Raw genomic sequence first — 22,775 nt, forward strand, 5'->3', positions numbered from 1 at the left:
GTTGACCCACCCTTTCCAGGCGCTGCCCTTATCACAGGAGCGCTCTGATGACTTTGCCCACGCCCCCCGGTGCCACCTTTGAGGACAGCAGTTTGCTGGCCCTTTGGGCGCCCAATATTCCCGCATTGATCACGCCACTGGATGGCGACGAAGGCTACGATGGCGGCATTGGCGCCGATGCCTTGGAAACGGATCTGCTTGTCATCGTTGATCCCTGGTTTGACATGGCAATAGGTGACCGATGCCTTCTCTTCTGGGATGACGCCGTGAACCCCATGAGCACAGAGATCATTGACACAGAGGAAAAGCTCGACAAACCATGCCGATTCTATGTGCCAAAAGGCCAGATTCTAGATGGCAGCGCTTTCCCGGTTTTTTACCGTTTAATACGCGCCAGCCATAACGAAATCGATTCAATCAAGCTCAATGTATTGATCAAACGCACACTGCCGGGAGGTGTTCTCGACAAACCCGAGCCACTGGGTCACCCCAGACTGCGTTACTCCTTCAATCCGGATATCAGCACCGGGGTCGATGGGGATATGGCAAAAAACGGCATTGCCATGCATATCGAACCTTATCAGAACATCACTGTGTACGATTCTATCGTCGCGCGCTGGGGTAACAACGAAGAGGCGGATCATTATTCCGTCACCCCTGATCAGATCAAGGACCCGCTAAATCATCCGATCTTGATCTCGTTCGATGAGCAGTTGATCAAGCGCGCAGGTGACGGTAGGCATTTAGTAACCTACCAAGTGATAGACCGCTGCGGCAACCGTCCGCATGTTAATGCGCCATGGGCAATACCCACTGAAGTAACTGTCAATCTGCTCCGTATCCCGGCTCCGACGGTAACAGGTGAACAAGGCGGCGTACTGGATACTGCATACGTGACGAAAATCGAAGCAGTTGCTTCGGGAGTGGGGCTGATCGCGGGTGACAGCGTCTGGATCAACTGGCAGGGCCGCGTCGAAAGAGAGACAACAACAGTTCCGTACTCTGGAAGCGGGGTGCTGCGGTTTCCCATTCCACTCAATTGGGCTAATGAAAGTACTGAAAGCGCCGTGAGCGTCACCACCCGGGTGCGGCGAGCAGGGCGACCGCTCACCTCTGAGCCTCGCAACCTGACAATCAAAACCACAATTGAGCTAAAACCGCCCAGGGTACTGGAAGCCTACGGTCCTAATGGTGATCGTTTGAAAATGGCTGATATTTATGAGGCCAGTCATGTAACGATTCAGGTTCAAAAGTACCTTGGGATGGCTATCGGACAAACCATCCGGGCACGTTGGGCTTCCAGCCGGCATGTCTATGACAGTGCGATCACAACCGTTACAACGGTTGGCCCGATGACTTTCAATGTTCCTCGACTCGAAGTTGTGGATGCCATTGGCAGTACTGTTCCGGTCAGTTTCACGGTACGCACGTATCCCAACGGCCCATTGCACCGCTCCGACGCCCTGCTGCTGGCCGTGGATGCTCAAAAATTTGTTCTGACACCGCCAAGGCTTACTCCCGATCGAACCACGGTCACCGTCCGTTATCCGGGAATGGTCACCGGCTACCACGCTTGCGTACGCCTCACTGGCGTCGTTACTCGGGAAACTGACTGGCAAGACTTACAAACCGATGTCACGGAAGAGTTCAGTATTCCGGCAAATTGGATAGAGGAAAACAAGGGGAGAACTGTGTTGATCAACTACAGCGTCAATCGACCGGGCATCGACGAACAAAGCATGTTCTCTCAAGTATTAAGAGTAGACCTTTAACACCACCAATAAGACCGATTGCGTAGGCGAACTCATTCGCCTATACGAATGGAGCACAGGAAACATGGACGCCGAACTGAATGCACTGAATCTTATCGCGCCGAAGGTACTTGAAGCCTATGGCTCTGACGGAGATCGACTTAACTTTAATGATGTATACAACAACCCACACATCAATGCTCAAGTAAACTTCGAAGGCCTGTCGAGAGGACATCAAATACAAGTTCGCTGGGCAACAGGCAATTATGTATACAAGACTGAAACGTTGACCGTTGGCACCCCGGGACCGATGCTCTTCAAGATCCCACGCCTCGAAGTTATCGACTCCATTGACAGCATCGTAGCAGTCAATTACAGCGTTCGCCTCACACCAGATGCGCCGCTGATCATTTCAAAATCGCTGACGTTAAATGTAGACGGGCAATTATATGATCTCAGTAAACCCAGGCTCTCTGCTGACAGAAAAGAAGTGACCGTCAAGTTTTTAAATATGACGACCGGTTATACGGTAAGAGTCAGGTGGCACGGAGTGGTTGTGCGGAATACCGAAACCCAACCAATTCAGAACAGTTCATCAATGGCATTCAATATTCCGGCTAGCTGGGTATCAGAGAACACTAACAAAGCTGTGCTAATCAACTATAGCGTCCACCAATCGAACTCAAATGACAACCTGATGTTTTCTCGCCTGCTACGCGTCTCTTTTTGAATAAGCGAGGGCCAAAAGTGAACGCAGGTGCGGGATGCAGTTTTATTGCATCCCGCGCCTTTTTTATTGAAAGATCAAAACCACTGTTTACGATCAACGTCCAAATAGCGCAACGACCTGATCATTCCCGTGATAACTGAATACTTCGGACACTCCTGGAGCCAAATCCACTCTAATAACAGGAAGCAAATCACCTGTGATGTTGAAATAGTCTTGTTGCATATACTTGGCCCCAGCCACTCCCGCGCCGCCGCCTTGATTTTGGAGATAAAAGAACGCGTACAGCGGCAGCTGTTTTGGGATGCTCTGTGGCCAAAGAGAAAGAATCACTTCATTATGGTGCGATCGGGCGGCTGGAATCTCAAAGTTACCTCGCGCTTGCAGACTTAAAGAAAATTGCTCGACACTGGAAGTAAAGCCACACTGGTGCTCATTCCTTGCCGAAAAATAGCCGGATCCGGGTACTGCTCGGTAATGCGTCTTCCATGCCGCAATAGAAACTGCCCCTTCCTCCGGACATGAGCGACTGTTTGTTGGATAAGTATTATGTGGCCCGCACCCCCCTATGCCTGCCCGCCGCCAACTCGCAGCATCCGAGGGAAAGGAACACAGCAGGCTTATGGCGGAAGTTGCCAACCGCTCAGCCGTAGCGAAGTCCTTGAAGATGAAGCCGTGGAGGTCCCCCCAAGCAAGAATGGTAATTCCGAGATCTTTACGAAGGTAGGAAAAAGGAACGCCTTTTTTGGTAATTGCCGTCGGACTAGGATCCCAAGCGTGATAGGCCGGCTTTGCGCCTGTTGTGCGCACAAGTACACCACTGCAATAATAAGCGGGCTTCCCAGTACAATTGTTTGAGACGTTGTTATAACGACCATTCAGGCGCTCAGCCACCAGTTGTCCAAACCTCTGATCTTTTGCGTCAAAACTGAAAATATTGTGGTTTGCAGCAGTAATATTTATCTTGACAATAGGGACATAAAGCGACGTTTCCAGATAATAATCTCTCTGGAACTTCTGGGCGTCTGCCAACTTGGCCGGCGTCGATGCCTCATAGAACACTGCCTCGATTGGAAGCTTCTCGGGTTTGCTCTCATCCCATGTTTGAATCAGCACCTCAGTGGGTTTGGCAGTCCAAGCCGCACCAACGAGTTTGTGCGCTTCAAGGCTGGCCTTGAACTGTGCAGCCGCCACCGTGCTAAGCGAGCATTGATTTTTGGGTAACGACTGGTGCTCCTGAAAGTTTTTCAGCCAAGCTGCTGCTGTTGTCGCCGGAACCGCCAATTTTGCACAATTGGCGAGATCCGCGCTCAGTTGTTCCGCTTTGGGCGCGAACCCGCATCCATGATCTGCGCGAACATCGAGTGATTCGGTTGGAAAAGGAAAGATACAACGCAGGTTTAGTGCTTTTCCTGCGGCCAGCGCCGACGCTTGATCTTTGAGGATGAAGCCGCTCTTCCTGTCGCCATTCAATCTCGTACTTCCGACATCTGAGCGAATATACGTAAAGGCGACCGAACCCAACGTCGTTGCATTCGACCCATAATCCCAAAACTTGAAAAAGGTGCTGTAATCCACAGCCCGAAGTAATACACCGGAACAATGGTAGGCCGGAGAACCATTCGAACACTGCGCAACATTACTCATGTACTTGGCGTTCAGATCGGTGACCAGCGCCTGCCCGGACATGGCATGAACTTGTGTGACACAACAAAACATTAAAACAACTAGAGCCCTCATGGACCTTACCCTCTTGAAATATAAATTAATTTCAAGTCTGGTCCATACAACATGAAAAACTCTACTGTCAGAAATACCAGTTCAGACGAACGGAACATAGATTATCGACGGGGTGAGCCGTAATATATTTCGCAAAGGGGAGCTGAATCTAACGGTGTCTAAACGCAAAAAGATCGCAGCGTTCGGCAAGCTGCTACAGGGATTTGTGTACACCCCAAGGAGCTGCCGAAGGCTGCGATCTCTTGATCTTTTGATCTTCTTAGCTTTTGTGCAACTTGCTCATCAACTCCGCCTCAGCCTGGGTCAACCCGCAAGACTGAGTCAGTTCATCAACACTGGCCCCCATCCCCACCAATCGTGCCGCTTGGGCAAACGACAGGCTCGACGGATCGCGCTGTTCCAGCTGAGCCAGTTTGTCCGGTAACGGGCCCACCACCGCGCGCAGTTCGTGTAGGTCTTCCCCCATGCGCACGGTGCCGCTCTGGTAGTCCTCGACACGCCGGGCCAGGTCCTTGATGCGCTGATCACGCAGCGCATCGCCCTGAGCCTGTTGCGCAGCGATCAGTCGTTGGCCTCGTATGTACGCCAGAAACATCGCCAGCGTGCCTGCCCAGAAGAGGAACAGGACAATGACCGCCACCTCAAGAATCAATCAGATGTTCTCCAGGTCCGACCATTCTTCTTCGCTCATCATCTTGTCCAGCTCGACCAGAATCAGCAGCTCGTTGTTCTTGTTGCACACGCCTTGAATGAACTTGGCGGATTCTTCGTTACCGACGTTCGGCGCGGTTTCGATTTCCGACTGACGCAGGTAAACCACTTCGGCCACGCTGTCGACCATGATCCCGACCACTTGCTTGTCGGCTTCGATGATGACAATTCGGGTGTTGTCGCTGATCTCGGCATTCATCAGGCCGAAGCGCTGACGGGTGTCGATCACGGTGACCACATTACCGCGCAGGTTGATGATGCCCAGCACGTAGCTCGGGGCACCCGGGACCGGGGCGATTTCGGTGTAACGCAGGACTTCCTGAACGCGCATCACGTTGATGCCGTAGGTTTCGTTGTCCAGCTTGAAGGTTACCCATTGCAGGATCGGATCTTCGGAACCCTTTGCAGACGACGCCTTATCATTCATACCCTGACCCCTCGAAAACCGCCCTAGCGGTGTATGTTCTGTGCGACGGCAGTCACTGCCGTCACGTGTTTTTATGTCGGTTTGTGAGCTGGTTTAACGCTGCTCATGTGCTTTGCCCCGCCGCTGGCGATCAACTCGGCCAGTGCGGAAACATCGAGCAACGCACACATGTGTTCAATCACGGTGCCCGCCAGCCATGGCCGTTGACCACGGTGGCTGCGCCATTTGATTTCGTTCGGGTCCAGGCGCAATGAGCGGCTGACTTGATGCACCGCCAGCCCCCACTCGTAACCCTGAACCGAAATAACGTACTGCAGGCCCTGACGGAAATCGTCGCGGTAGCGGTCGGGCATGACCCACCGCGCGGTGTCCAACACTTTCAGGTTGCCGGCCTGGCTTGGCAGAATTCCGAGGAACCATTCCGGCTGACCGAACAACGGTGTCAGCTCGTGGCCGGCCAAAGAATAAATCGAACCCAGACACACCAGCGGCACCGCCAGGGTCAACCCGGCGACATCGAACAACAGGCATTCAAAGGGTTCGGCGGCCCAGGACGGACGACCATCGGTTTCCACCGGCGGCGGCGTGTTGCTCGGCGGCAAATGGACTTCGACCACCGGCGGCACCAAGGCTTGCAGCAGCGGTGCGATAGTCGATACAGACGCCAGAACCGGTGCCGGTGCTTCTTCGATCACAACAGGTGCTTTCACCACTGGCGCTACTTTCAGCGCGGCGACCACGGCGGGTTTCTGCGCATCACGAGCCTGCTCTTCAAGCACCGCCGCCTGGAACTCGTCCAGAGCAGCTACAACCTCTACAACCTCGGGCAGCGCCTCGATTTCCGGCGGCAACTCTTCGGTCGCTTCCATCAGCAAGTTGTCCAGATAAGACTGGAGCGCGAGTTGCGGGCGCGAGGTGATTTTTACCGGGCGGTTCATGTCACGCCACCTGCGGGACAAGTTGTGCTGCCAGCAAATGTTTGAGCAGTGCACGGTAGGCGAGAACACCCCGGCTCTTGCCGTCAAATTGCGAAGGCGTTACGCCGGCACGGCTGGCGTCACGCAAGCGGGTGTCGACTGGAATGTAGCCCTGCCAGATTTCTTCCGGGTACTTGTCGCGCAACACCCGCAGAGTGCCGAGGGAAGCCTGCGTGCGGCGGTCGAACAGGGTCGGCACGATGCTGAAGGGCAGCGCCTGTTTGCGTGAACGGTTGATCATCGCCAGGGTGTTGACCATGCGCTCCAGGCCTTTGACCGCCAAGTGCTCGGTCTGCACCGGAATCACCAATTGCTGGCTCGCCGCCAAGGCATTGACCATCAGCAAACCGAGCAACGGCGGGCTGTCGATCACCGCGTAATCGAAGTCTTGCCACAATTGCGCCAGACTCTTGGCAATCACCAGGCCCAAACCACTCTGACCCGGCGACTGGCGCTCGAGGGTCGCGAGTGCGGTGCTCGATGGCAACAGAGAAATACTTTCGTGGCTGGTGGGCAACAACAACTGTCCCGGCAAGCCTTGCGGCACGCTGCCCTTATTCAGGAACAGGTCGTAGCTGCTGTGTTCCAGGCTGTCGGGGTCATAACCGAAATAGCTGGTCATGGAGCCGTGGGGGTCGAGATCGACCACGACCACGCGCTTGCCCGCCTCGGCCAGTAAACCGGCTAAAGCGATAGAGGAAGTGGTTTTACCGACACCACCCTTTTGATTGGCGACTGCCCAGACTCTCATTCGGATTGTTCCTCCCGGTCGAAAGGGTCGACCGAGAAATAGCTCAACGTATTAATGCAGGTGACGGAGAATTGACGGCGCTCTCTCGTACCGGCGACTTGACCGGGGTCGGTGCAGTTTGTGTGCCAGCACGCTTCAACGCGGCATCCGGATGTGCATTGGCCGTTCCGGTACCGGTGAGACTGCGGCGTACATCAAGATTTCGTGACACCACCAGTACGACCCGACGGTTACGCGCCCGTCCCTCGGCAGTGGCGTTGTTGGCCACTGGCTGGAACTCGCCGTAACCCACCGACGCCAGACGACCAGGGTTCACACCCTGCATCGCCAGCATGCGCACAATGCTCGCCGAACGGGCCGAGGACAGCTCCCAGTTGGTCGGGTATTGCGCGGTGCGGATCGGTTGATCGTCAGTGAAGCCTTCAACGTGAATCGGGTTGTCGAACGGCTTCAGAATCGCGGCGACCTTGTCGATGATGTTGAACGCGATGTCACTGGGCATGGCGTCGCCACTGCCGAACAGCAGGCTGGAATTGAGTTCGATCTCGACCCACAGCTCATTGCCGCGAATGGTCATCTGATTGGAGCTGATCAAGTCGCCGAACGCGGCGCTGATGTCGTCGGCGATGCTTTTGAGCGGATCGCTGGCACCCGCGATGCCGGCGTCGACCTGCTCGGCATCTTTAACCAGCGGCTTGGCCGGGGTCACGGTCTTCGGTCGCTCGTCGCCAATCGGGATCGGCTTGAGCGCACGATCCGAATCGGAGAACACGCCAATCAATGCTTCCGAAATGACTTTGTACTTGCCTTCGTTGATCGAAGAGATCGAGTACATCACCACGAAGAAAGCGAACAGCAATGTAATGAAGTCGGCGTACGAAACCAGCCAACGCTCATGGTTTACATGTTCTTCAGGTTGGCGACGACGTGCCATGGTCCATGTCTCCCATCAATCCATGAAGCCCTGAAGCTTCAACTCGATAGAGCGAGGGTTTTCACCTTCGGCGATCGACAGAATGCCTTCCAACAACATTTCGCGATAACGCGACTGTCGCAAAGCGACGGACTTGAGTTTGGCGGCAATCGGCAGCAGCACCAGGTTGGCACTGGCCACGCCATAGATGGTCGCGACGAAGGCCACGGCAATGCCGCTACCCAGTTGCGATGGATCGGCCAGGTTACCCATCACGTGGATCAGGCCCATCACCGCACCGATGATGCCGATGGTCGGCGCGTAGCCGCCCATGCTTTCGAAGACTTTGGCGGCTTCGATGTCGCGGCTTTCCTGGGTGTAGAAATCCACTTCCAGGATGCTGCGAATCGCTTCCGGCTCCGCACCGTCCACCAGCAGTTGCAGGCCTTTGCGCGAGTAGTTGTCGGGTTCGGCGTCGGCCACCCCTTCCAGACCGAGCAGACCTTCCTTGCGCGCGATCAGGCTCCAGTTCACAACACGATCGACGCCACCGGCCAGATCCACGCGAGGTGGAAACAGGATCCAGGCCAGAATCTGCATGGCGCGCTTGAAGGCGCTCATCGGCGCCTGCAGCAGCGCCGCACCGAGGGTCCCACCGAGTACGATCAACGCTGCCGGGCCATTAGCCAACGCGCCGAGGTGACCGCCTTCAAGGTAGTTGCCGCCAATGATGGCGACAAACGCCAGGATGATCCCGATAAGACTTAAAACATCCATCAGATACAAGCCTCGACCAGATGCTTGCCAATATCGTCCAGGCCATACACCGCGTCGGCGAGTTCGGCTTTGACGATGGCCATCGGCATGCCGTAGATCACGCAGCTGGCTTCATCCTGGGCCCAGATCGAGCTGCCGCCCTGCTTGAGCAGACGCGCGCCTTCGCGACCATCGGCGCCCATGCCGGTCAACACGACCGCCAGAACTTTGTCACCGTAGGTCTTGGCCGCGGAACCGAAGGTGATGTCCACGCAGGGCTTGTAGTTCAAACGCTCGTCGCCCGGGAGGATTTTCACCGCGCCACGGCCGTCGATCATCATTTGCTTGCCACCCGGCGCCAGCAGCGCCAGGCCCGGACGCAGGATGTCGCCATCCTCGGCTTCCTTGACGCTGATGCGGCAGAGCTTGTCCAGACGTTCGGCGAAGGCCTTGGTGAAGGCGGCCGGCATGTGCTGGATCAACACGATGGGTGCGGGAAAGTTGGCCGGCAATTGGGTCAGAACCCGCTGCAGGGCAACCGGACCGCCAGTGGACGTACCGATGGCGACCAATTTGTAGGCTTTGCGTTTCGGCGACGACGAGGCGGATGCGTGCGTACGCGCCGGAATCGGCGCCGGTGCCGGACGCGCAGGCGCGCTGCTGCCGTAACTGCTGACGCTCGAACGCGCAGGCGTCGGGGCTGGTGCGGCGACGGGTGCCGGAGCGCTGTAAGTGCTGGCACGACGGTTACTGCGCGAGATGCTGAGAATCTTCTCGCACAGCAGTTGCTTGACCTTCTCCGGGTTGCGGGAGATGTCTTCGAAATTCTTCGGCAGGAAATCCACCGCGCCGGCGTCCAGCGCATCGAGAGTGACCCGAGCGCCTTCGTGTGTCAGCGAGGAAAACATCAACACCGGGGTCGGGCAGCGCTGCATGATGTGCCGCACCGCCGTGATGCCATCCATCATCGGCATCTCGTAGTCCATGGTGATCACGTCTGGCTTGAGGGCCAGCGCCTGATCAATCGCCTCTTTTCCGTTGGTCGCCGTACCGACAACTTGGATGTTCGGATCCGCTGAAAGAATTTCCGAGACGCGGCGGCGGAAAAACCCCGAATCGTCCACCACCAGGACTTTGACTGCCATAAACACTCCGTTAGACGGAGCGAGGCTCAGTCGCCCCGCTCCATCAGAATCAAATACGCCGTGCGGCGTAACGCTTGAGCATGCTCGGTACATCGAGAATCAGCGCAATTCGGCCGTCACCGGTGATGGTGGCGCCGGACATGCCCGGGGTTCCCTGGAGCATTTTGCCCAATGGCTTGATGACCACTTCTTCCTGGCCCACCAGTTGATCGACGACGAAGCCGATCCGCTGAGTGCCCACCGAAAGGATCACCACATGGCCTTCGCGCTGCTCTTCGTGAGCGGCGGAGGCGACCAGCCAGCGTTTGAGGTAGAACAATGGCAGTGCCTTGTCCCGCACGATCACCACTTCTTGGCCGTCCACCACGTTGGTGCGCGACAGGTCGAGGTGGAAGATCTCGTTGACGTTCACCAGCGGGAACGCAAACGCCTGGTTGCCGAGCATGACCATCAGCGTTGGCATGATCGCCAGGGTCAACGGGACCTTAATGACAATCTTCGAGCCTTTGCCCTTGGTCGAGTAGATATTGATGGTGCCGTTGAGCTGGGCGATCTTGGTTTTCACCACGTCCATGCCCACGCCGCGTCCGGAGACATCGGAAATTTCGGTCTTGGTCGAGAAACCCGGCGCGAAGATCAGGTTGAAGCAGTCGGACTCGCTGAGGCGATCTGCTGCATCCTTGTCCATCAAACCTTTTTTCACCGCGATACCGCGCAAAACATCGGCGTCCATGCCCTTGCCGTCATCAGAGATGGACAGCAGGATGTGGTCGCCTTCCTGTTCTGCGGACAGGATCACCTTGCCGCTGCGAGGCTTGCCCATCGCTTCGCGCTCGGCCGGCTCTTCGATACCGTGGTCAACCGAGTTGCGCACCAAGTGGACCAGCGGGTCGGCCAGGGCCTCGACGAGGTTCTTGTCGAGGTCGGTTTCTTCGCCGACCAGCTCCAGGTTGATCTCTTTCTTGAGCTGACGAGCCAGGTCGCGAACCAGGCGCGGGAAGCGCCCGAAGACCTTCTTGATCGGTTGCATCCGGGTCTTCATGACCGCAGTTTGCAGGTCGGCCGTGACCACATCGAGGTTCGACACCGCCTTGGACATGGCTTCGTCGCCGCTGTTGAGGCCCAGACGGACCAAACGGTTACGCACCAGTACCAACTCGCCGACCATGTTCATGATTTCGTCGAGACGCGCGGTATCGACCCGCACGGTCGTCTCGGCTTCGCTGGCCGGTTTTTCCGCCGGTGGCGCGGCCGGGGCACGAGCCGGAGCCGGTGCAGCAGCAACAGGCTTCGGCGCTTCGGCTTTAGGCTCGGGCGCTTTGGCAACGGGTTTCGCTGCTACAGCCTTGGCAACTGGCGCCGCAACCGAAGCGCTGGCGCCCGACGCGGTACCGACTTCAGTAAACTTGCCTTTGCCGTGCAATTCGTCGAGCAGCGATTCGAACTCGTGATCGGAGATCAGATCGCCGCCAGCCGCTTTAGCGGTTGGCGCAGCCGGGGCCGGGACCGCAGCAATGGCCGATTCCAGCGCATCAACGGCAAAGTTACCCTTGCCGTGCAGCTGATCGAGCAGTGCTTCGAACTCGTCGTCGGTGATATCGGAGCTGTCGCCTGCCGCTTTCGGGGCAGCCGGTGCGGCTGGCGCCGCAGCTACCGCATCGACGGCGAACTGGCCTTTACCGTGCAGTTGATCGAGCAACGACTCGAACTCGGCATCGGTGATTTCGTCGCTGCCCGCCGCATTGCTACTCGGCGCTGGCACAGCTGCCGGGGCTTCTGCCTGCGCCTTGACGGCGTTCAGCGAGTCCAGCAATTGTTCGAATTCGTTATCGGTGATGTCGCCCGACTCGCTGTCAGCAGCCGGTGCTTCGAACACTTCGGCAACCGGTGCGGATTCTTCAGTTTTCGGCTCGGCCAGACGGGCCAGAGCTGCCAGCAATTCAGGCGTGGCAGCAGTGATCGGGCTGCGCTCGCGGACTTCGGTAAACATGCTGTTCACCGCATCCAGCGCTTCGAGAACCACGTCCATCAATTCCGAGTCGACGCGACGTTCACCCTTGCGCAGGATGTCGAACACGTTCTCGGCGATGTGACAGCACTCCACCAGCTCGTTGAGCTGGAGGAAGCCGGCGCCTCCTTTTACAGTGTGAAAACCGCGAAAAATTGCATTGAGCAAGTCCGCATCATCAGGTCGGCTTTCAAGCTCGACCAGCTGTTCGGACAGTTGCTCTAGAATCTCGCCGGCCTCAACCAGGAAATCCTGAAGGATCTCTTCATCGGCGCCGAAGCTCATTAAGGGGGTGCTCCCGAGGTCTAAAAACCTAAAAAACCTAAAATGCTAAAACTCTAAAATCCTAGGCTGGATAACAAATCGTCCACATCGTCCTGACCGGACACAACATCTTCTCTTTTATCGGCATGAATCTGCGGACCTTCACCCTGAGAGAGATGTTTTTGTGGATCTTTTTCAGCCAGCATCGCTTCACGGTCATGTTCGATGCCCGCAAAGCGGTCCACCTGACTGGCCATGAGCACGAGCTTGAGCAGGTTGCTTTCAACTTCGGTGACCAATTGGGTCACACGCTTAATCACCTGACCGGTGAGGTCCTGGTAATCCTGAGCGAGCAGAATGTCGTTGAGGTTGCTCGACACAACGCGATTGTCTTCGCTGCTGCGTGTCAGGAAACCGTCGACTCGCCGGGCCAGTTCGCGGAACTCTTCAGCCCCGACTTCGCGCCGCATGAACCGTCCCCAGTCGGTGCTCAAGGCCTGCGCTTCATTGCTCAGGCCGTTGACCAGCGGCGTGGCGTTTTCCACCAGGTCCATGGTGCGGTTGGCCGCGGCCTCGGTCAGCTTGACCACATAGCCCAGACGCTCGGTGGCGTCCGTGATTTGTGACACTTCCTCGGCTTGCGGCATGTTCGGGTCAATCTGGAAATTGACGATCGCGCTATGCAGCTCGCGAGTGAGCTTGCCCACTTCCTGGTACAGGCCGCGGTCACGGGTCTGGTTGAGCTCATGGATCAGTTGCACGGCGTCGCCGAACCTGCCTTTTTCAAGGCTTTCGACCAGTTCAACAGCGTGTTTTTTCAGGGTCGACTCGAAATCGCCCTGTGAAGATTCGTTATGCTCCATAGCTCCCCCGTGGCGCAGTTTCTCAACCGATGCGTTCGAAAATCTTTTCGATTTTTTCTTTCAACGCCTGGGCCGTAAAGGGTTTGACCACATAGCCGTTAACACCGGCCTGGGCTGCCTCGATGATCTGCTCGCGCTTGGCTTCAGCGGTCACCATCAGCACCGGCAGATGCTTGAGCTTTTCATCGGCACGCACATGGCGCAGCAGATCGATACCGGTCATGCCAGGCATGTTCCAGTCCGTTACCAGAAAGTCGATGCTCCCGCTGTTGAGAACAGGAATGGCAGTGATGCCATCATCGGCCTCGACCGTGTTGGTGAACCCAAGGTCACGCAACAGGTTTTTTATGATCCGCCGCATCGTTGAGAAGTCATCAACGATGAGGATTTTCATGTTCTTGTTCAATTCGACCTCCAAGCAGTCTTAAACGCGCCCAGCACCTGGACGCGCCATTTCAATCAATCCGGCAAAGCACTCAATGACTGTCTGGAGCACAACAGATCGGGACCCGTGCGGTTCAACACCCCACCAGCCGCGTTCGCAGTGCCCCCACACTGCCTTCAGCGCGCTCGCCACTCCCCCAAACGCCCCCGCAAACGGGCCGCGCACTGGCTGTGTAACTGGCTGACCCGCGATTCGCTGACCCCCAGGACTTCACCGATTTCCTTGAGATTCAACTCTTCGTCGTAGTACAGCGCCAACACCAGTCGCTCACGCTCCGGCAAATTGGCAATCGCGTCCGCCAGTGCCATCTGGAAGCGTTCATCTTCCAGATCGCGCGACGGCTCCAGATGAGCACTGGCGCCATCCTCGTGCAGCCCTTCGTGTTCGCCGTCCTGCAACAGATCGTCGAAACTGAATAACCGGCTGCCCAGGGTGTCGTTCAAAATCCCGTAATAATCGTCGAGACTCAATTGGAGTTCGGCCGCAACCTCGTGATCTTTAGCGTCACGACCGGTTTTAGCTTCAATCGAGCGAATGGCGTCGCTGACCATCCGGGTATTGCGGTGGACCGAACGTGGCGCCCAGTCCCCCTTGCGTACTTCATCGAGCATCGCGCCGCGGATTCGTATGCCCGCGTACGTCTCGAAACTCGCGCCTTTGCTGGCGTCGTATTTGGTCGACACTTCAAGCAGGCCAATCATCCCGGCCTGGATCAGGTCTTCGACCTGGACACTGGCCGGCAGACGCGCCAGCAAGTGGTAGGCAATGCGTTTAACCAGTGGCGCGTAACGCTCGATCAGCTCGTACTGCGCGTCACGTGCCGACTTCTTGTAGAGGTTGTAGCCGCTGGCTGTCATAACACCGGTCCTGCCGTTTGTTGCACGAGGCGCTCGACGAAAAACTCCAGGTGCCCACGCGGGTTGGCAGGCAACGGCCAGGTATCGACCTTCTGTGCAATGGCCTTGAACGCCAGGGAGCACTTGGAACGCGGGAAGGCTTCATAGACGGCGCGCTGTTTCTGCACAGCCTTACGCACGCTTTCGTCGTAAGGCACCGCGCCGACGTATTGTAAGGCGACGTCGAGGAAGCGATCTGTGACCTTGGTCAACTTGGCGAACAGGTTGCGACCTTCCTGCGGGCTCTGGGCCATGTTGGCCAGGACGCGGAAGCGGTTCATGCCGTAATCGCGGTTTAGCAGTTTGATCAGTGCGTAGGCATCAGTGATCGAGGTCGGTTCGTCGCAGACCACCAGCAAGACTTCTTGCGCTGCACGAACGAAACTGACTACCGAGTCACCAATGCCCGCAGCGGTGTCGATCACCAATACGTCGAGATTGTCGCCGATATCGCTGAACGCCTGGATCAGGCCGGCGTGTTGGGCCGGGCTCAGATGGACCATGCTTTGAGTGCCGGACGCGGCCGGGACGATGCGGATGCCGCCAGGGCCCTGCAACAGAACGTCGCGCAGCTCACAGCGGCCTTCGATCACGTCGGCCAACGTACGTTTGGGTGTCAGTCCCAGCAGGACGTCAACGTTCGCCAGCCCCAGATCGGCGTCCAGCAGCATGACGCGCCGGCCGAGTTCAGCTAGAGCCAGGGACAAGTTCACTGACACGTTAGTTTTCCCGACGCCACCTTTGCCGCCGGTCACCGCGATCACCTGTACGGGATGCATGCTGCCCATGAATTTTCTTTACCTTGTCTTACTTAGACGGAGGCCACATTACTGGCTGCGCGTTCACAAAATGAACAATGCATGGCAGACCATCGATGTAGGTACAAAAACAGTTCATTAATACCTCAGCCGACCTGCTTGGTCGGGCTGTGGTAAATATCAGCGAACATGTCAGCCATGGCTTCTTCGCTGGGTTCTTCTTGCATTTGCACGCTTACGGCGCGACTGACCAACTGATGACGACGCGGCAGATGCAAATCATCCGGAATCCGCGGGCCATCGGTCAGGTAGGCCACCGGCAATTCATGACTGATGGCCAGGCTCAACACCTCGCCCAGACTTGCCGTTTCATCCAGTTTAGTCAGGATGCAGCCAGCGAGGCCGCAGCGTTTGTAACTGTGATAAGCGGCCGTTAGAACCTGTTTCTGGCTGGTGGTTGCCAACACCAGATAATTTTTCGATTTGATCCCACGACCGGCCAGGCTTTCGAGCTGCATGCGCAGTGCCGGATCGCTGGCCTGGAGGCCCGCGGTATCGATCAGCACCACGCGTTTGCGCAGCAAGGGCTCCAGCGCCTGCACCAGCGACTGACCCGGGTCGACGTGAGTCACCGACACATTGAGGATCCGGCCGAGGGTCTTGAGCTGCTCCTGAGCACCAATACGGTAGCTGTCCATGCTCACCAACGCGATATTCTGCGCGCCGTACTTGAGCACGTAGCGGGCAGCGAGCTTGGCCAGCGTGGTGGTCTTGCCCATGCCGGCAGGGCCGACCATGGCAATCACACCGCCCTCTTCCAGCGGCTCGACTTCCGGTGTGGCGATCATCCGCGCCAGGTGCGCCAGCAACATGCGCCAGGCCTGACGAGGTTCTTCAATATCGGTAATCAGCGCCAGCAAATCGCGCGACAACGGGCCGGACAGGCCAATGCGTTGCAGGCGACGCCAAAGATTGGCCTGGGCCGGACGGCTGCCTTGCAGCTGATTCCAGGCCAGGGAGCCGAGTTGCACTTCCATCAGTTCGCGCAAGCTGTTGAGTTCGAAACGCATCGAGTCGAACGCCCGCGGGTCCACACCACCGGAGGCTGGCGCAGCGGCCGGTGCAGGCCGACGGGGTTCGGCGTAGGTCGGTTCGATCAGCGGCTCGGCGGCAGTCAGTGGCAGGCCGGCGAACAACTGGCGATTGGTGCTCTTGTCGCTCTCGCCTTCGCCTCGCAGGCTCAGTTCGGCCTGGGCGGTAACGATCCGCGACTGGGTCTTGCGCAGCTCGTCTTCGAGTTCCATGTTCGGAACGCGCGGGGCCAGCGCCGACAACTTGTAATCCAGGGCAGCCGTCAACTCGACACCACCGGCGATCCGGCGGTTGCCAATGATGGCGGCTTCAGCGCCCAGCTCATCACGAACCAGTTTCATGGCCTGACGCATATCGGCGGCGAAAAAACGCTTAACTTGCATAAACCACTACCTCAGCCGTTGGGCCCTACTGTCGCAACGATGGTCACTTGCTTGTTGTCAGGAATTTCCTGATACGCCAACACGTGCAAACCCGGGACTGCCAATCGGCCGAATCGCGACAGCATCGCGCGAACCGGACCGGCTACCAGCAGAATCACCGGCTGACCTTGCATTTCCTGACGCTGCGCCGCATCGATCAACGAGCGTTGCAGTTTCTCAGCCATGCTTGGCTCCAGCAGAACGCCCTCTTCCGAGCCTTGTCCTGCCTTCTGAAGACTATTGAGCAATATCTGTTCCAACCTTGGCTCAAGGGTGATCACTGGTAGCTCGGAGTCAGTGCCTACAATGCTTTGGACGATAGCGCGGGATACGCCGACGCGCACGGCGGCCACCAGCGCGGCAGTATCTTGACTCTTGGCGGCATTGTTGGCGATGGCCTCGGCAATGCTGCGAATGTCCCGTACTGGCACCTGTTCGGCCAGCAAAGCCTGCAAAACTTTGAGCAGCTGCGACAGAGACACCACGCCAGGCACCAGCTCTTCAGCCAGTTTTGGTGAGCTTTTGGCCAGCAATTGCATGAGTTGCTGCACTTCTTCGTGACCGATCAACTCGCTCGAGTGCTTGTACAAAATCTGGTTCAAGTGGGTTGCCACTACAGTACTGGCATCAACCACGGTGTAACCGAGGGATTGCGCCTGGGCACGCTGGCTGATTTCGATCCAGACCGCCTCCAGACCGAAAGCCGGATCTTTGGCGGTAATGCCGTTGAGCGTCCCGTAGACCTGCCCCGGGTTGATCGCCAGTTCGCGGTCCGGGTAAATCTCCGCTTCGGCCAGGATCACCCCCATCAGAGTCAGGCGATAGGCACTCGGCGCCAGGTCGAGGTTGTCACGGATATGCACAGTCGGCATCAGGAAGCCCAGATCCTGCGACAGCTTCTTGCGCACGCCTTTGATTCGCGCCAGCAACTGACCACCCTGGTTGCGGTCCACCAGCGGAATCAGCCGGTACCCGACTTCCAGGCCGATCATGTCGATCGGGGTCACGTCGTCCCAGCCAAGCTCCTTGGTTTCCTGGGCGCGAGCGGGCGATGGCAACAGTTCCTGCTGACGCTTGACCTCTTGCAAGGCCTGAACCTTGACCACGTTCTGCTTCTTCCAGAACAGGTACGCGCCGCCGGCCGCCACGGCCGCCATGCTGAGAAAGGAGAAGTGCGGCATGCCGGGCACCAGGCCCATGACTGCCATCATACCCGCCGCCACTGCCAACGCTTTCGGCGAGGCGAACATCTGGCGATTGATCTGTTTGCCCATGTCTTCCGAGCCGGACGCACGAGTCACCATGATCGCTGCGGCAGTCGACAACAGCAGTGATGGCAATTGCGCCACCAAACCGTCACCGATGGTCAACAAGGCGTACACCCGACCGGCATCGCCGAAGGTCATGCCGTGCTGGAAGATACCGACGGCCATGCCGCCGATCAGGTTAATGAACAGAATCAGCAGGCCGGCAATGGCGTCGCCGCGCACGAACTTGCTGGCACCGTCCATCGAACCGTAGAACTCGGCTTCCTGGGCCACTTCCATACGGCGCAATTTGGCCTGGTTCTGATCGATCAGGCCGGCGTTCAGGTCGGCGTCGATCGCCATCTGTTTGCCGGGCATCGCATCGAGGGTGAAGCGCGCGCTCACCTCGGAAATCCGCCCGGCACCCTTGGTCACTACGACGAAGTTGATGATCATCAAAATCGCGAAGACCACGATACCGACCACGTAGTTACCGCCGATCACCACCTCACCGAAGGCCTGGATCACCTTACCGGCGGAGGCGTGACCGTCCTGACCGTGGAGCATCACCACCCGGGTGGAGGCCACGTTCAACGCCAGCCGCAGTAGCGTCGCCACCAGTAGAATGGTCGGAAACACCGCGAAATCCAGCGGTCGCAAGGCATAAACGCACACCAGCAACACTACGATCGACAAGGCAATATTGAACGTGAAGAACACGTCCAGCAGGAACGGCGGGATCGGCAACATCATCATCGCCAGCATGACCAGCAGCAACAACGGCACACCCAGATTGCCCCGACTTAAGTCGGCAACGTTTGTGCGAGCACTGTTGAGTAACTGAGAGCGATCCACCGGTTTTCCCCGTTCCTTTAAAGCAAACTTTTGACGCCTGAAGCAGGCGCAAAGCGGCTACTGCAAGAAACCTTCCAACTTCTGCGGGGGGTTGAAACAGAGGGATTTATCAGCGGGATTTGTACTGTGGACCGGCAGCTGCTACGAGCGCCTCTTTCAGGAATCGCGCCGCAGATCCGGTGGAATTGGCAGATCGCCCTTGAGCGGATCCGGGCGCTTGCCCTTGCCGGCGCGATGCTGGCGGATCTGGTAGACGTAAGCGAGCACCTGGGCGACGGCAAGATAGAGCCCGCCAGGGATTTCCTGATCAAGTTCGGTGGAGTAGTAGATCGAACGTGCCAGCGCCGGCGACTCAAGCAGCAGCACGTCGTTGGCCACAGCGATTTCACGGATTTTCAAGGCCAGGAAGTCGCTGCCTTTGGCGATCAGCATCGGCGCCCCGCCCTTGTCCGGATCGTACTTGAGCGCTACGGCGTAGTGGGTCGGGTTGGTGATGACCACATCGGCGTCGGGGATTGCCGCCATCATCCGGCGCTGGGACATGTCGCGCTGCAGCTGGCGAATCCGTTGTTTAACCTCTGGCTTCCCTTCCTGATCTTTATGCTCGTCACGCACTTCCTGCTTGGTCATCAGCAGTTTCTTGTGGCTCTCCCAAAGCTGCACCGGCACGTCCACCGCGGCGATAACGATCAGCCCGCAAGACATCCACAACGTACTCCAGCCCACCACCTGCAAGCAGTGAATGATGGCCAGTTCCAATGGTTCGTGTGCGATGCGTATCAGGTCATCAATGTCCGATGACAACACTAAAAGCGCCACGGTAAGGGTGATGAAAAATTTCGCCAGCGCCTTGAGCAGCTCCGCCACAGCCTTGAACGAAAACATGCGCTTGAGGCCGGCAGCGGGGTTCATCCGACTGAACTTCGGTGCCAGGGAACTGGCCGCGAACAGCCAGCCGCCCAGAGAAATCGGCCCGATCAATGCTACCAGGACCAGGGTGATCATGATGGGTTGAATCGCCAGCAACGCCATCAGCCCCGAGTTCATCAGATAAGTGCCCATCGAGCGCTGATCGAGGATGACTTCTCGCGGCAGGGAAAAATTCTGTCGCATCAACTCCATCAAATCCTGCGCCAGGGCTCCGCCGAAAATCAGCAGCGCAGCGGAACCAGCCAGCATGATCGCCAGCGTGTTGAGCTCCTTGGAGCGCGCAATCTCGCCTTTCTCGCGAGAGTCCTTTTTACGTTTCTCCGTGGGGTCTTCTGTTTTGTCCTGACCGCTTTCGCTCTCAGCCATGACTCAGCGCGCCTGTGCCAGTTCGCGTAAAAACTGCAAGGCCTCGGAGGCCAGCGGTTGATACTGATTGAGGATGTCCGCAAGCCCCACCCAGAGGATGTACATCCCGAGGACCAAGGTCAGCGGGAAGCCGATGGAGAAGATGTTCAGCTGCGGCGCCGCCCGAGTCATGATGCCAAACGCAATGTTCACTACCAGCAGCGCGGTGATCGCTGGCAGCACCAGCATAAGAGCAGCCCCAAGGACCCAACCGAGCTTGCCGGCCAGCTCCCAGAAATGATTGACCATAAACCCGCTACCGACGGGCAGCGTGGTGAAGCTTTCGGTGAGGACTTCGAACACCACCAGATGGCCATTCATCGACAGGAACAACAGCGTCACCAGCATGGTGAAGAACTGCCCGATCACTGCCACCGACACACCGTTTGTAGGGTCGACCATGGAAGCGAAGCCCATGCCCATCTGAATGGAGACGATCTGCCCGGCAACCACGAAGGCCTGGAAGAACAGCTGCAAGGAGAACCCCAGTACCGCGCCGATGATGATCTGCTCGGCGATCAGCAGCAGCCCGCTCAGATCCAGCGCATTCACCGGCGGCATGGGTGGCAGGCCGGGGGCGATGACCACGGTAATGGCCACAGCGAAATAGAGGCGGATCCGCGTGGGCACCAGGCTCGTACCGAATATCGGCATGACCATCAGCAACGAACCGACGCGAAACAGTGGCAACATAAACGTCGCCACCCAGGTACTGATCTGGGTGTCAGTCAACTGGAGCAGCGACATGGCTTAGCCGATAACCTGAGGAATATTGCCGTACAACTGCAGGATGTATTCCATGAAGGTCTGCACCAGCCACGGGCCGGCGACAATCAGCGTCACCAGCATCACCAGCAAGCGCGGCAGAAAGCTCAGCGTCTGTTCGTTGATCTGCGTAGCGGCCTGGAACATTGCCACCAACAGACCCACGAGCAAACTCGGAATCACCAGCACGGCAACCATCATGGTGGTCAGCCACAGCGCCTCCCGGAAGATGTCTACCGCAACTTCTGGCGTCATGGCGATACACCGCCGAAGCTGCTCGCCAGCGTACCGATGATCAACGCCCAGCCATCCACCAGCACGAACAGCATGATCTTGAACGGCAGCGAAATGATCAGCGGCGAGAGCATCATCATGCCCATGGCCATCAGCACACTGGCCACGACCAGGTCGATGATCAGGAACGGAATGAAGATCATGAAGCCAATCTGGAAGGCGGTTTTCAGCTCGGACGTGACGAACGCCGGGACCAAAATGGTCAGCGGAGCCTGATCCGGCGACGCGATATCAGTGCGTTTGGACAAGCGCATGAACAACTCCAGATCGCTGCTGCGGGTCTGGGCGAGCATGAAGTCCTTGATCGGCACCTGGGCCTTGGCCACGGCGTCTTGAGCGGTGAGTTTCTCCGCCAGATACGGTTGCAAGGCATCTTGATTAACACGGTCGAACACCGGCGCCATGATGAACAGCGTCAGGAATAGCGCCATACCCGTGAGGATTTGGTTAGACGGTGTCTGCTGCAGGCCCAGGGCCTGACGCAGGATCGAGAAGACGATGATGATCCGGGTGAAACTGGTCATCAGCATGACGAACGCCGGGATAAAACTCAGTGCGGTCATGATCAGCAGGATTTGCAGGCTGACCGAGTATTCCTGAGCGCCTTCGGCATTGGTACCCAGGGTGATCGCCGGGATCGACAACGGATCGGCGGCGAACGCCAGCGGCGCGGCCAGCATCAGGGCCAGCGTCAAGGCGATGCGTAACGCACCCATTACTTCTTATCCTTCTGATCCTTGCCCATCAGCTCCATCAGGCGCTGGGCAAACTCCGGGGTCGCTTTCTCGGTGACCGGCAACTGCACCGGCTCCTTGAGCACATGCAACGCAGTAATGGTGCCGGGGCTCAAGCCAAGCAGAATCTGCTCGTTGCCGACCTGCACCAGCATCAACCGGTCGCGAGGGCCCAGCGCGCGGGAACCGATCAGCTCGATCACCTGCCCTTTGCCGGCCGGCCCGGCCTGTTGCACCCGACGCAGCAACCAGGCGAGGAAGAAGATCAACCCCAGTACCAGCAGCAAACCGAACACCAACTGTGTCAATTGCCCGCCCACACCACTGCTGACCACGGGCGCGGCAGCGGTGGCAGCCGTCGCCACCGGCTCGGCAGCCAGAACGCTGAACGGCAAGGCAAGCAGAGCGCTTAGAACCTTTTTCACTTAGCGCAGCTTCTTGATGCGTTCGCTTGGGCTGATCACGTCGGTCAGACGGATGCCGAACTTTTCGTTGACCACCACCACTTCGCCGTGAGCAATGAGCGTGCCGTTGACCAGCACGTCCAGCGGTTCACCGGCCAGACGATCGAGCTCGATGACCGACCCCTGGTTGAGTTGCAGCAGGTTACGGATGTTGATGTCGGTGCTGCCGACTTCCATGGAAATCGACACTGGAATGTCGAGGATCACGTCCAGGTTCGGACCGTCCAGGGTGACTGGATTGTTGTTTTTCGGCACGCTGCCGAATTCTTCCATCGGCAGACGGTTGGACGGCGAACTGGCGGCGTCGGCGGCCAGCAAGGCGTCAATGTCGTCCTGCCCGGCATCGCCGGTTTCTTCCAGGGCAGCAGCCCATTCATCGGCCAGCGCCTGGTCGTCCTGGGTATTCATATCGTCAGCCATCATGTGTCCTCGGCG

Annotated in this window: 23 protein-coding genes; 2 read left to right on the forward strand and 21 right to left on the reverse strand. The window is 57.7% G+C overall.

Annotation, left to right across the window (positions count from 1 at the left end; all coding sequences use genetic code 11):
* The first annotated feature begins 47 nt into the window (after positions 1-47).
* Both ACYZTU_RS20795 and ACYZTU_RS20800 read left to right on the forward strand, forming a co-directional pair.
* The gene (locus ACYZTU_RS20795) at positions 48-1,772 is read left to right on the forward strand and encodes a hypothetical protein (RefSeq protein ID WP_461965150.1); all 1,725 of its coding nucleotides are present in this window, start codon (positions 48-50) and stop codon (positions 1,770-1,772) included.
* Positions 1,773-1,836: 64 nt separating this feature from the next.
* Positions 1,837-2,481 (forward strand): hypothetical protein, encoded by a 645-nt coding sequence (locus ACYZTU_RS20800; RefSeq protein WP_461965152.1) that lies wholly within the window; start codon positions 1,837-1,839, stop codon positions 2,479-2,481.
* A gap of 93 nt (positions 2,482-2,574) precedes the next feature.
* On the opposite strand, the gene ACYZTU_RS20805 is transcribed toward ACYZTU_RS20800, so the two are convergent.
* The 21 genes from ACYZTU_RS20805 to fliN form a co-directional block, all read right to left on the reverse strand.
* Entirely contained in the window at positions 2,575-4,218 is a 1,644-nt protein-coding gene (locus ACYZTU_RS20805; RefSeq protein ID WP_461965154.1) for a hypothetical protein, read from the reverse strand.
* Between the two features lie 259 nt (positions 4,219-4,477).
* Positions 4,478-4,870 (reverse strand): DUF2802 domain-containing protein, encoded by a 393-nt coding sequence (locus ACYZTU_RS20810; RefSeq protein ID WP_461965156.1) that lies wholly within the window; start codon positions 4,868-4,870, stop codon positions 4,478-4,480.
* A complete protein-coding gene (locus ACYZTU_RS20815) occupies positions 4,871-5,356 on the reverse strand; it encodes a chemotaxis protein CheW (RefSeq protein WP_131061597.1) in 486 nt (161 codons plus the stop codon).
* Positions 5,357-5,427: 71 nt separating this feature from the next.
* Positions 5,428-6,294: a CheW domain-containing protein gene (locus tag ACYZTU_RS20820; RefSeq protein ID WP_461965158.1), complete on the reverse strand. Its 867-nt coding sequence runs from the start codon at positions 6,292-6,294 to the stop codon at positions 5,428-5,430.
* Between the two features lies 1 nt (position 6,295).
* Complete coding sequence (locus ACYZTU_RS20825; RefSeq protein ID WP_033056007.1) at positions 6,296-7,084, reverse strand: ParA family protein; 789 nt, start codon at positions 7,082-7,084, stop codon at positions 6,296-6,298.
* 43 nt (positions 7,085-7,127) lie between these two features.
* Positions 7,128-8,018, reverse strand: a complete 891-nt coding sequence (gene motD, locus ACYZTU_RS20830) for a flagellar motor protein MotD (protein ID WP_282377507.1) — start codon at positions 8,016-8,018, stop codon at positions 7,128-7,130.
* A 15-nt stretch (positions 8,019-8,033) separates the two neighbouring features.
* On the reverse strand, positions 8,034-8,774 hold the full coding sequence (locus ACYZTU_RS20835) for a flagellar motor protein (protein WP_461965160.1): 741 nt from the start codon (positions 8,772-8,774) through the stop codon (positions 8,034-8,036).
* Entirely contained in the window at positions 8,774-9,898 is a 1,125-nt protein-coding gene (locus ACYZTU_RS20840; RefSeq protein WP_461965162.1) for a protein-glutamate methylesterase/protein-glutamine glutaminase, read from the reverse strand. Before ACYZTU_RS20840 ends, ACYZTU_RS20835 begins: the two co-directional genes overlap by 1 nt.
* 49 nt (positions 9,899-9,947) lie before the next feature.
* Entirely contained in the window at positions 9,948-12,191 is a 2,244-nt protein-coding gene (locus ACYZTU_RS20845; RefSeq protein WP_461965164.1) for a chemotaxis protein CheA, read from the reverse strand.
* A 53-nt stretch (positions 12,192-12,244) separates the two neighbouring features.
* Positions 12,245-13,033, reverse strand: a complete 789-nt coding sequence (locus tag ACYZTU_RS20850; RefSeq protein ID WP_074874578.1) for a protein phosphatase CheZ — start codon at positions 13,031-13,033, stop codon at positions 12,245-12,247.
* Between the two features lie 22 nt (positions 13,034-13,055).
* Positions 13,056-13,427 carry a chemotaxis response regulator CheY gene (locus ACYZTU_RS20855; protein ID WP_008006721.1) on the reverse strand — a complete coding sequence of 124 codons (372 nt, stop codon included), beginning with the start codon at positions 13,425-13,427 and terminating at the stop codon, positions 13,056-13,058.
* A 167-nt stretch (positions 13,428-13,594) separates the two neighbouring features.
* Positions 13,595-14,335: an RNA polymerase sigma factor FliA gene (fliA, locus tag ACYZTU_RS20860; protein ID WP_282377502.1), complete on the reverse strand. Its 741-nt coding sequence runs from the start codon at positions 14,333-14,335 to the stop codon at positions 13,595-13,597.
* Entirely contained in the window at positions 14,332-15,162 is an 831-nt protein-coding gene (gene fleN / locus ACYZTU_RS20865) for a flagellar synthesis regulator FleN (RefSeq protein ID WP_008001746.1), read from the reverse strand. Before fleN ends, fliA begins: the two co-directional genes overlap by 4 nt.
* Positions 15,163-15,278: 116 nt before the next feature.
* On the reverse strand, positions 15,279-16,607 hold the full coding sequence (gene flhF, locus ACYZTU_RS20870) for a flagellar biosynthesis protein FlhF (RefSeq protein ID WP_282377501.1): 1,329 nt from the start codon (positions 16,605-16,607) through the stop codon (positions 15,279-15,281).
* An 11-nt stretch (positions 16,608-16,618) separates the two neighbouring features.
* Positions 16,619-18,748: a flagellar biosynthesis protein FlhA gene (gene flhA, locus ACYZTU_RS20875; RefSeq protein ID WP_461965166.1), complete on the reverse strand. Its 2,130-nt coding sequence runs from the start codon at positions 18,746-18,748 to the stop codon at positions 16,619-16,621.
* A gap of 156 nt (positions 18,749-18,904) precedes the next feature.
* Complete coding sequence (gene flhB, locus ACYZTU_RS20880) at positions 18,905-20,044, reverse strand: flagellar biosynthesis protein FlhB (RefSeq protein WP_461965168.1); 1,140 nt, start codon at positions 20,042-20,044, stop codon at positions 18,905-18,907.
* A 3-nt stretch (positions 20,045-20,047) separates the two neighbouring features.
* Entirely contained in the window at positions 20,048-20,830 is a 783-nt protein-coding gene (gene fliR, locus ACYZTU_RS20885) for a flagellar biosynthetic protein FliR (RefSeq protein WP_282377498.1), read from the reverse strand.
* A gap of 3 nt (positions 20,831-20,833) precedes the next feature.
* Positions 20,834-21,103 carry a flagellar biosynthesis protein FliQ gene (gene fliQ, locus ACYZTU_RS20890; protein ID WP_010456946.1) on the reverse strand — a complete coding sequence of 90 codons (270 nt, stop codon included), beginning with the start codon at positions 21,101-21,103 and terminating at the stop codon, positions 20,834-20,836.
* Positions 21,100-21,858, reverse strand: a complete 759-nt coding sequence (fliP, locus tag ACYZTU_RS20895; protein ID WP_461965170.1) for a flagellar type III secretion system pore protein FliP — start codon at positions 21,856-21,858, stop codon at positions 21,100-21,102. The genes fliQ and fliP overlap by 4 nt, the downstream gene beginning before the upstream one ends.
* A complete protein-coding gene (fliO, locus tag ACYZTU_RS20900; RefSeq protein ID WP_461965172.1) occupies positions 21,858-22,301 on the reverse strand; it encodes a flagellar biosynthetic protein FliO in 444 nt (147 codons plus the stop codon). Before fliO ends, fliP begins: the two co-directional genes overlap by 1 nt.
* Entirely contained in the window at positions 22,302-22,760 is a 459-nt protein-coding gene (fliN, locus tag ACYZTU_RS20905; RefSeq protein WP_282377495.1) for a flagellar motor switch protein FliN, read from the reverse strand. It abuts the gene before it with no gap.
* Positions 22,761-22,775: the final 15 nt, after the last annotated feature.

This window comes from Pseudomonas sp. HLT2-19-2 (assembly GCF_054898005.1).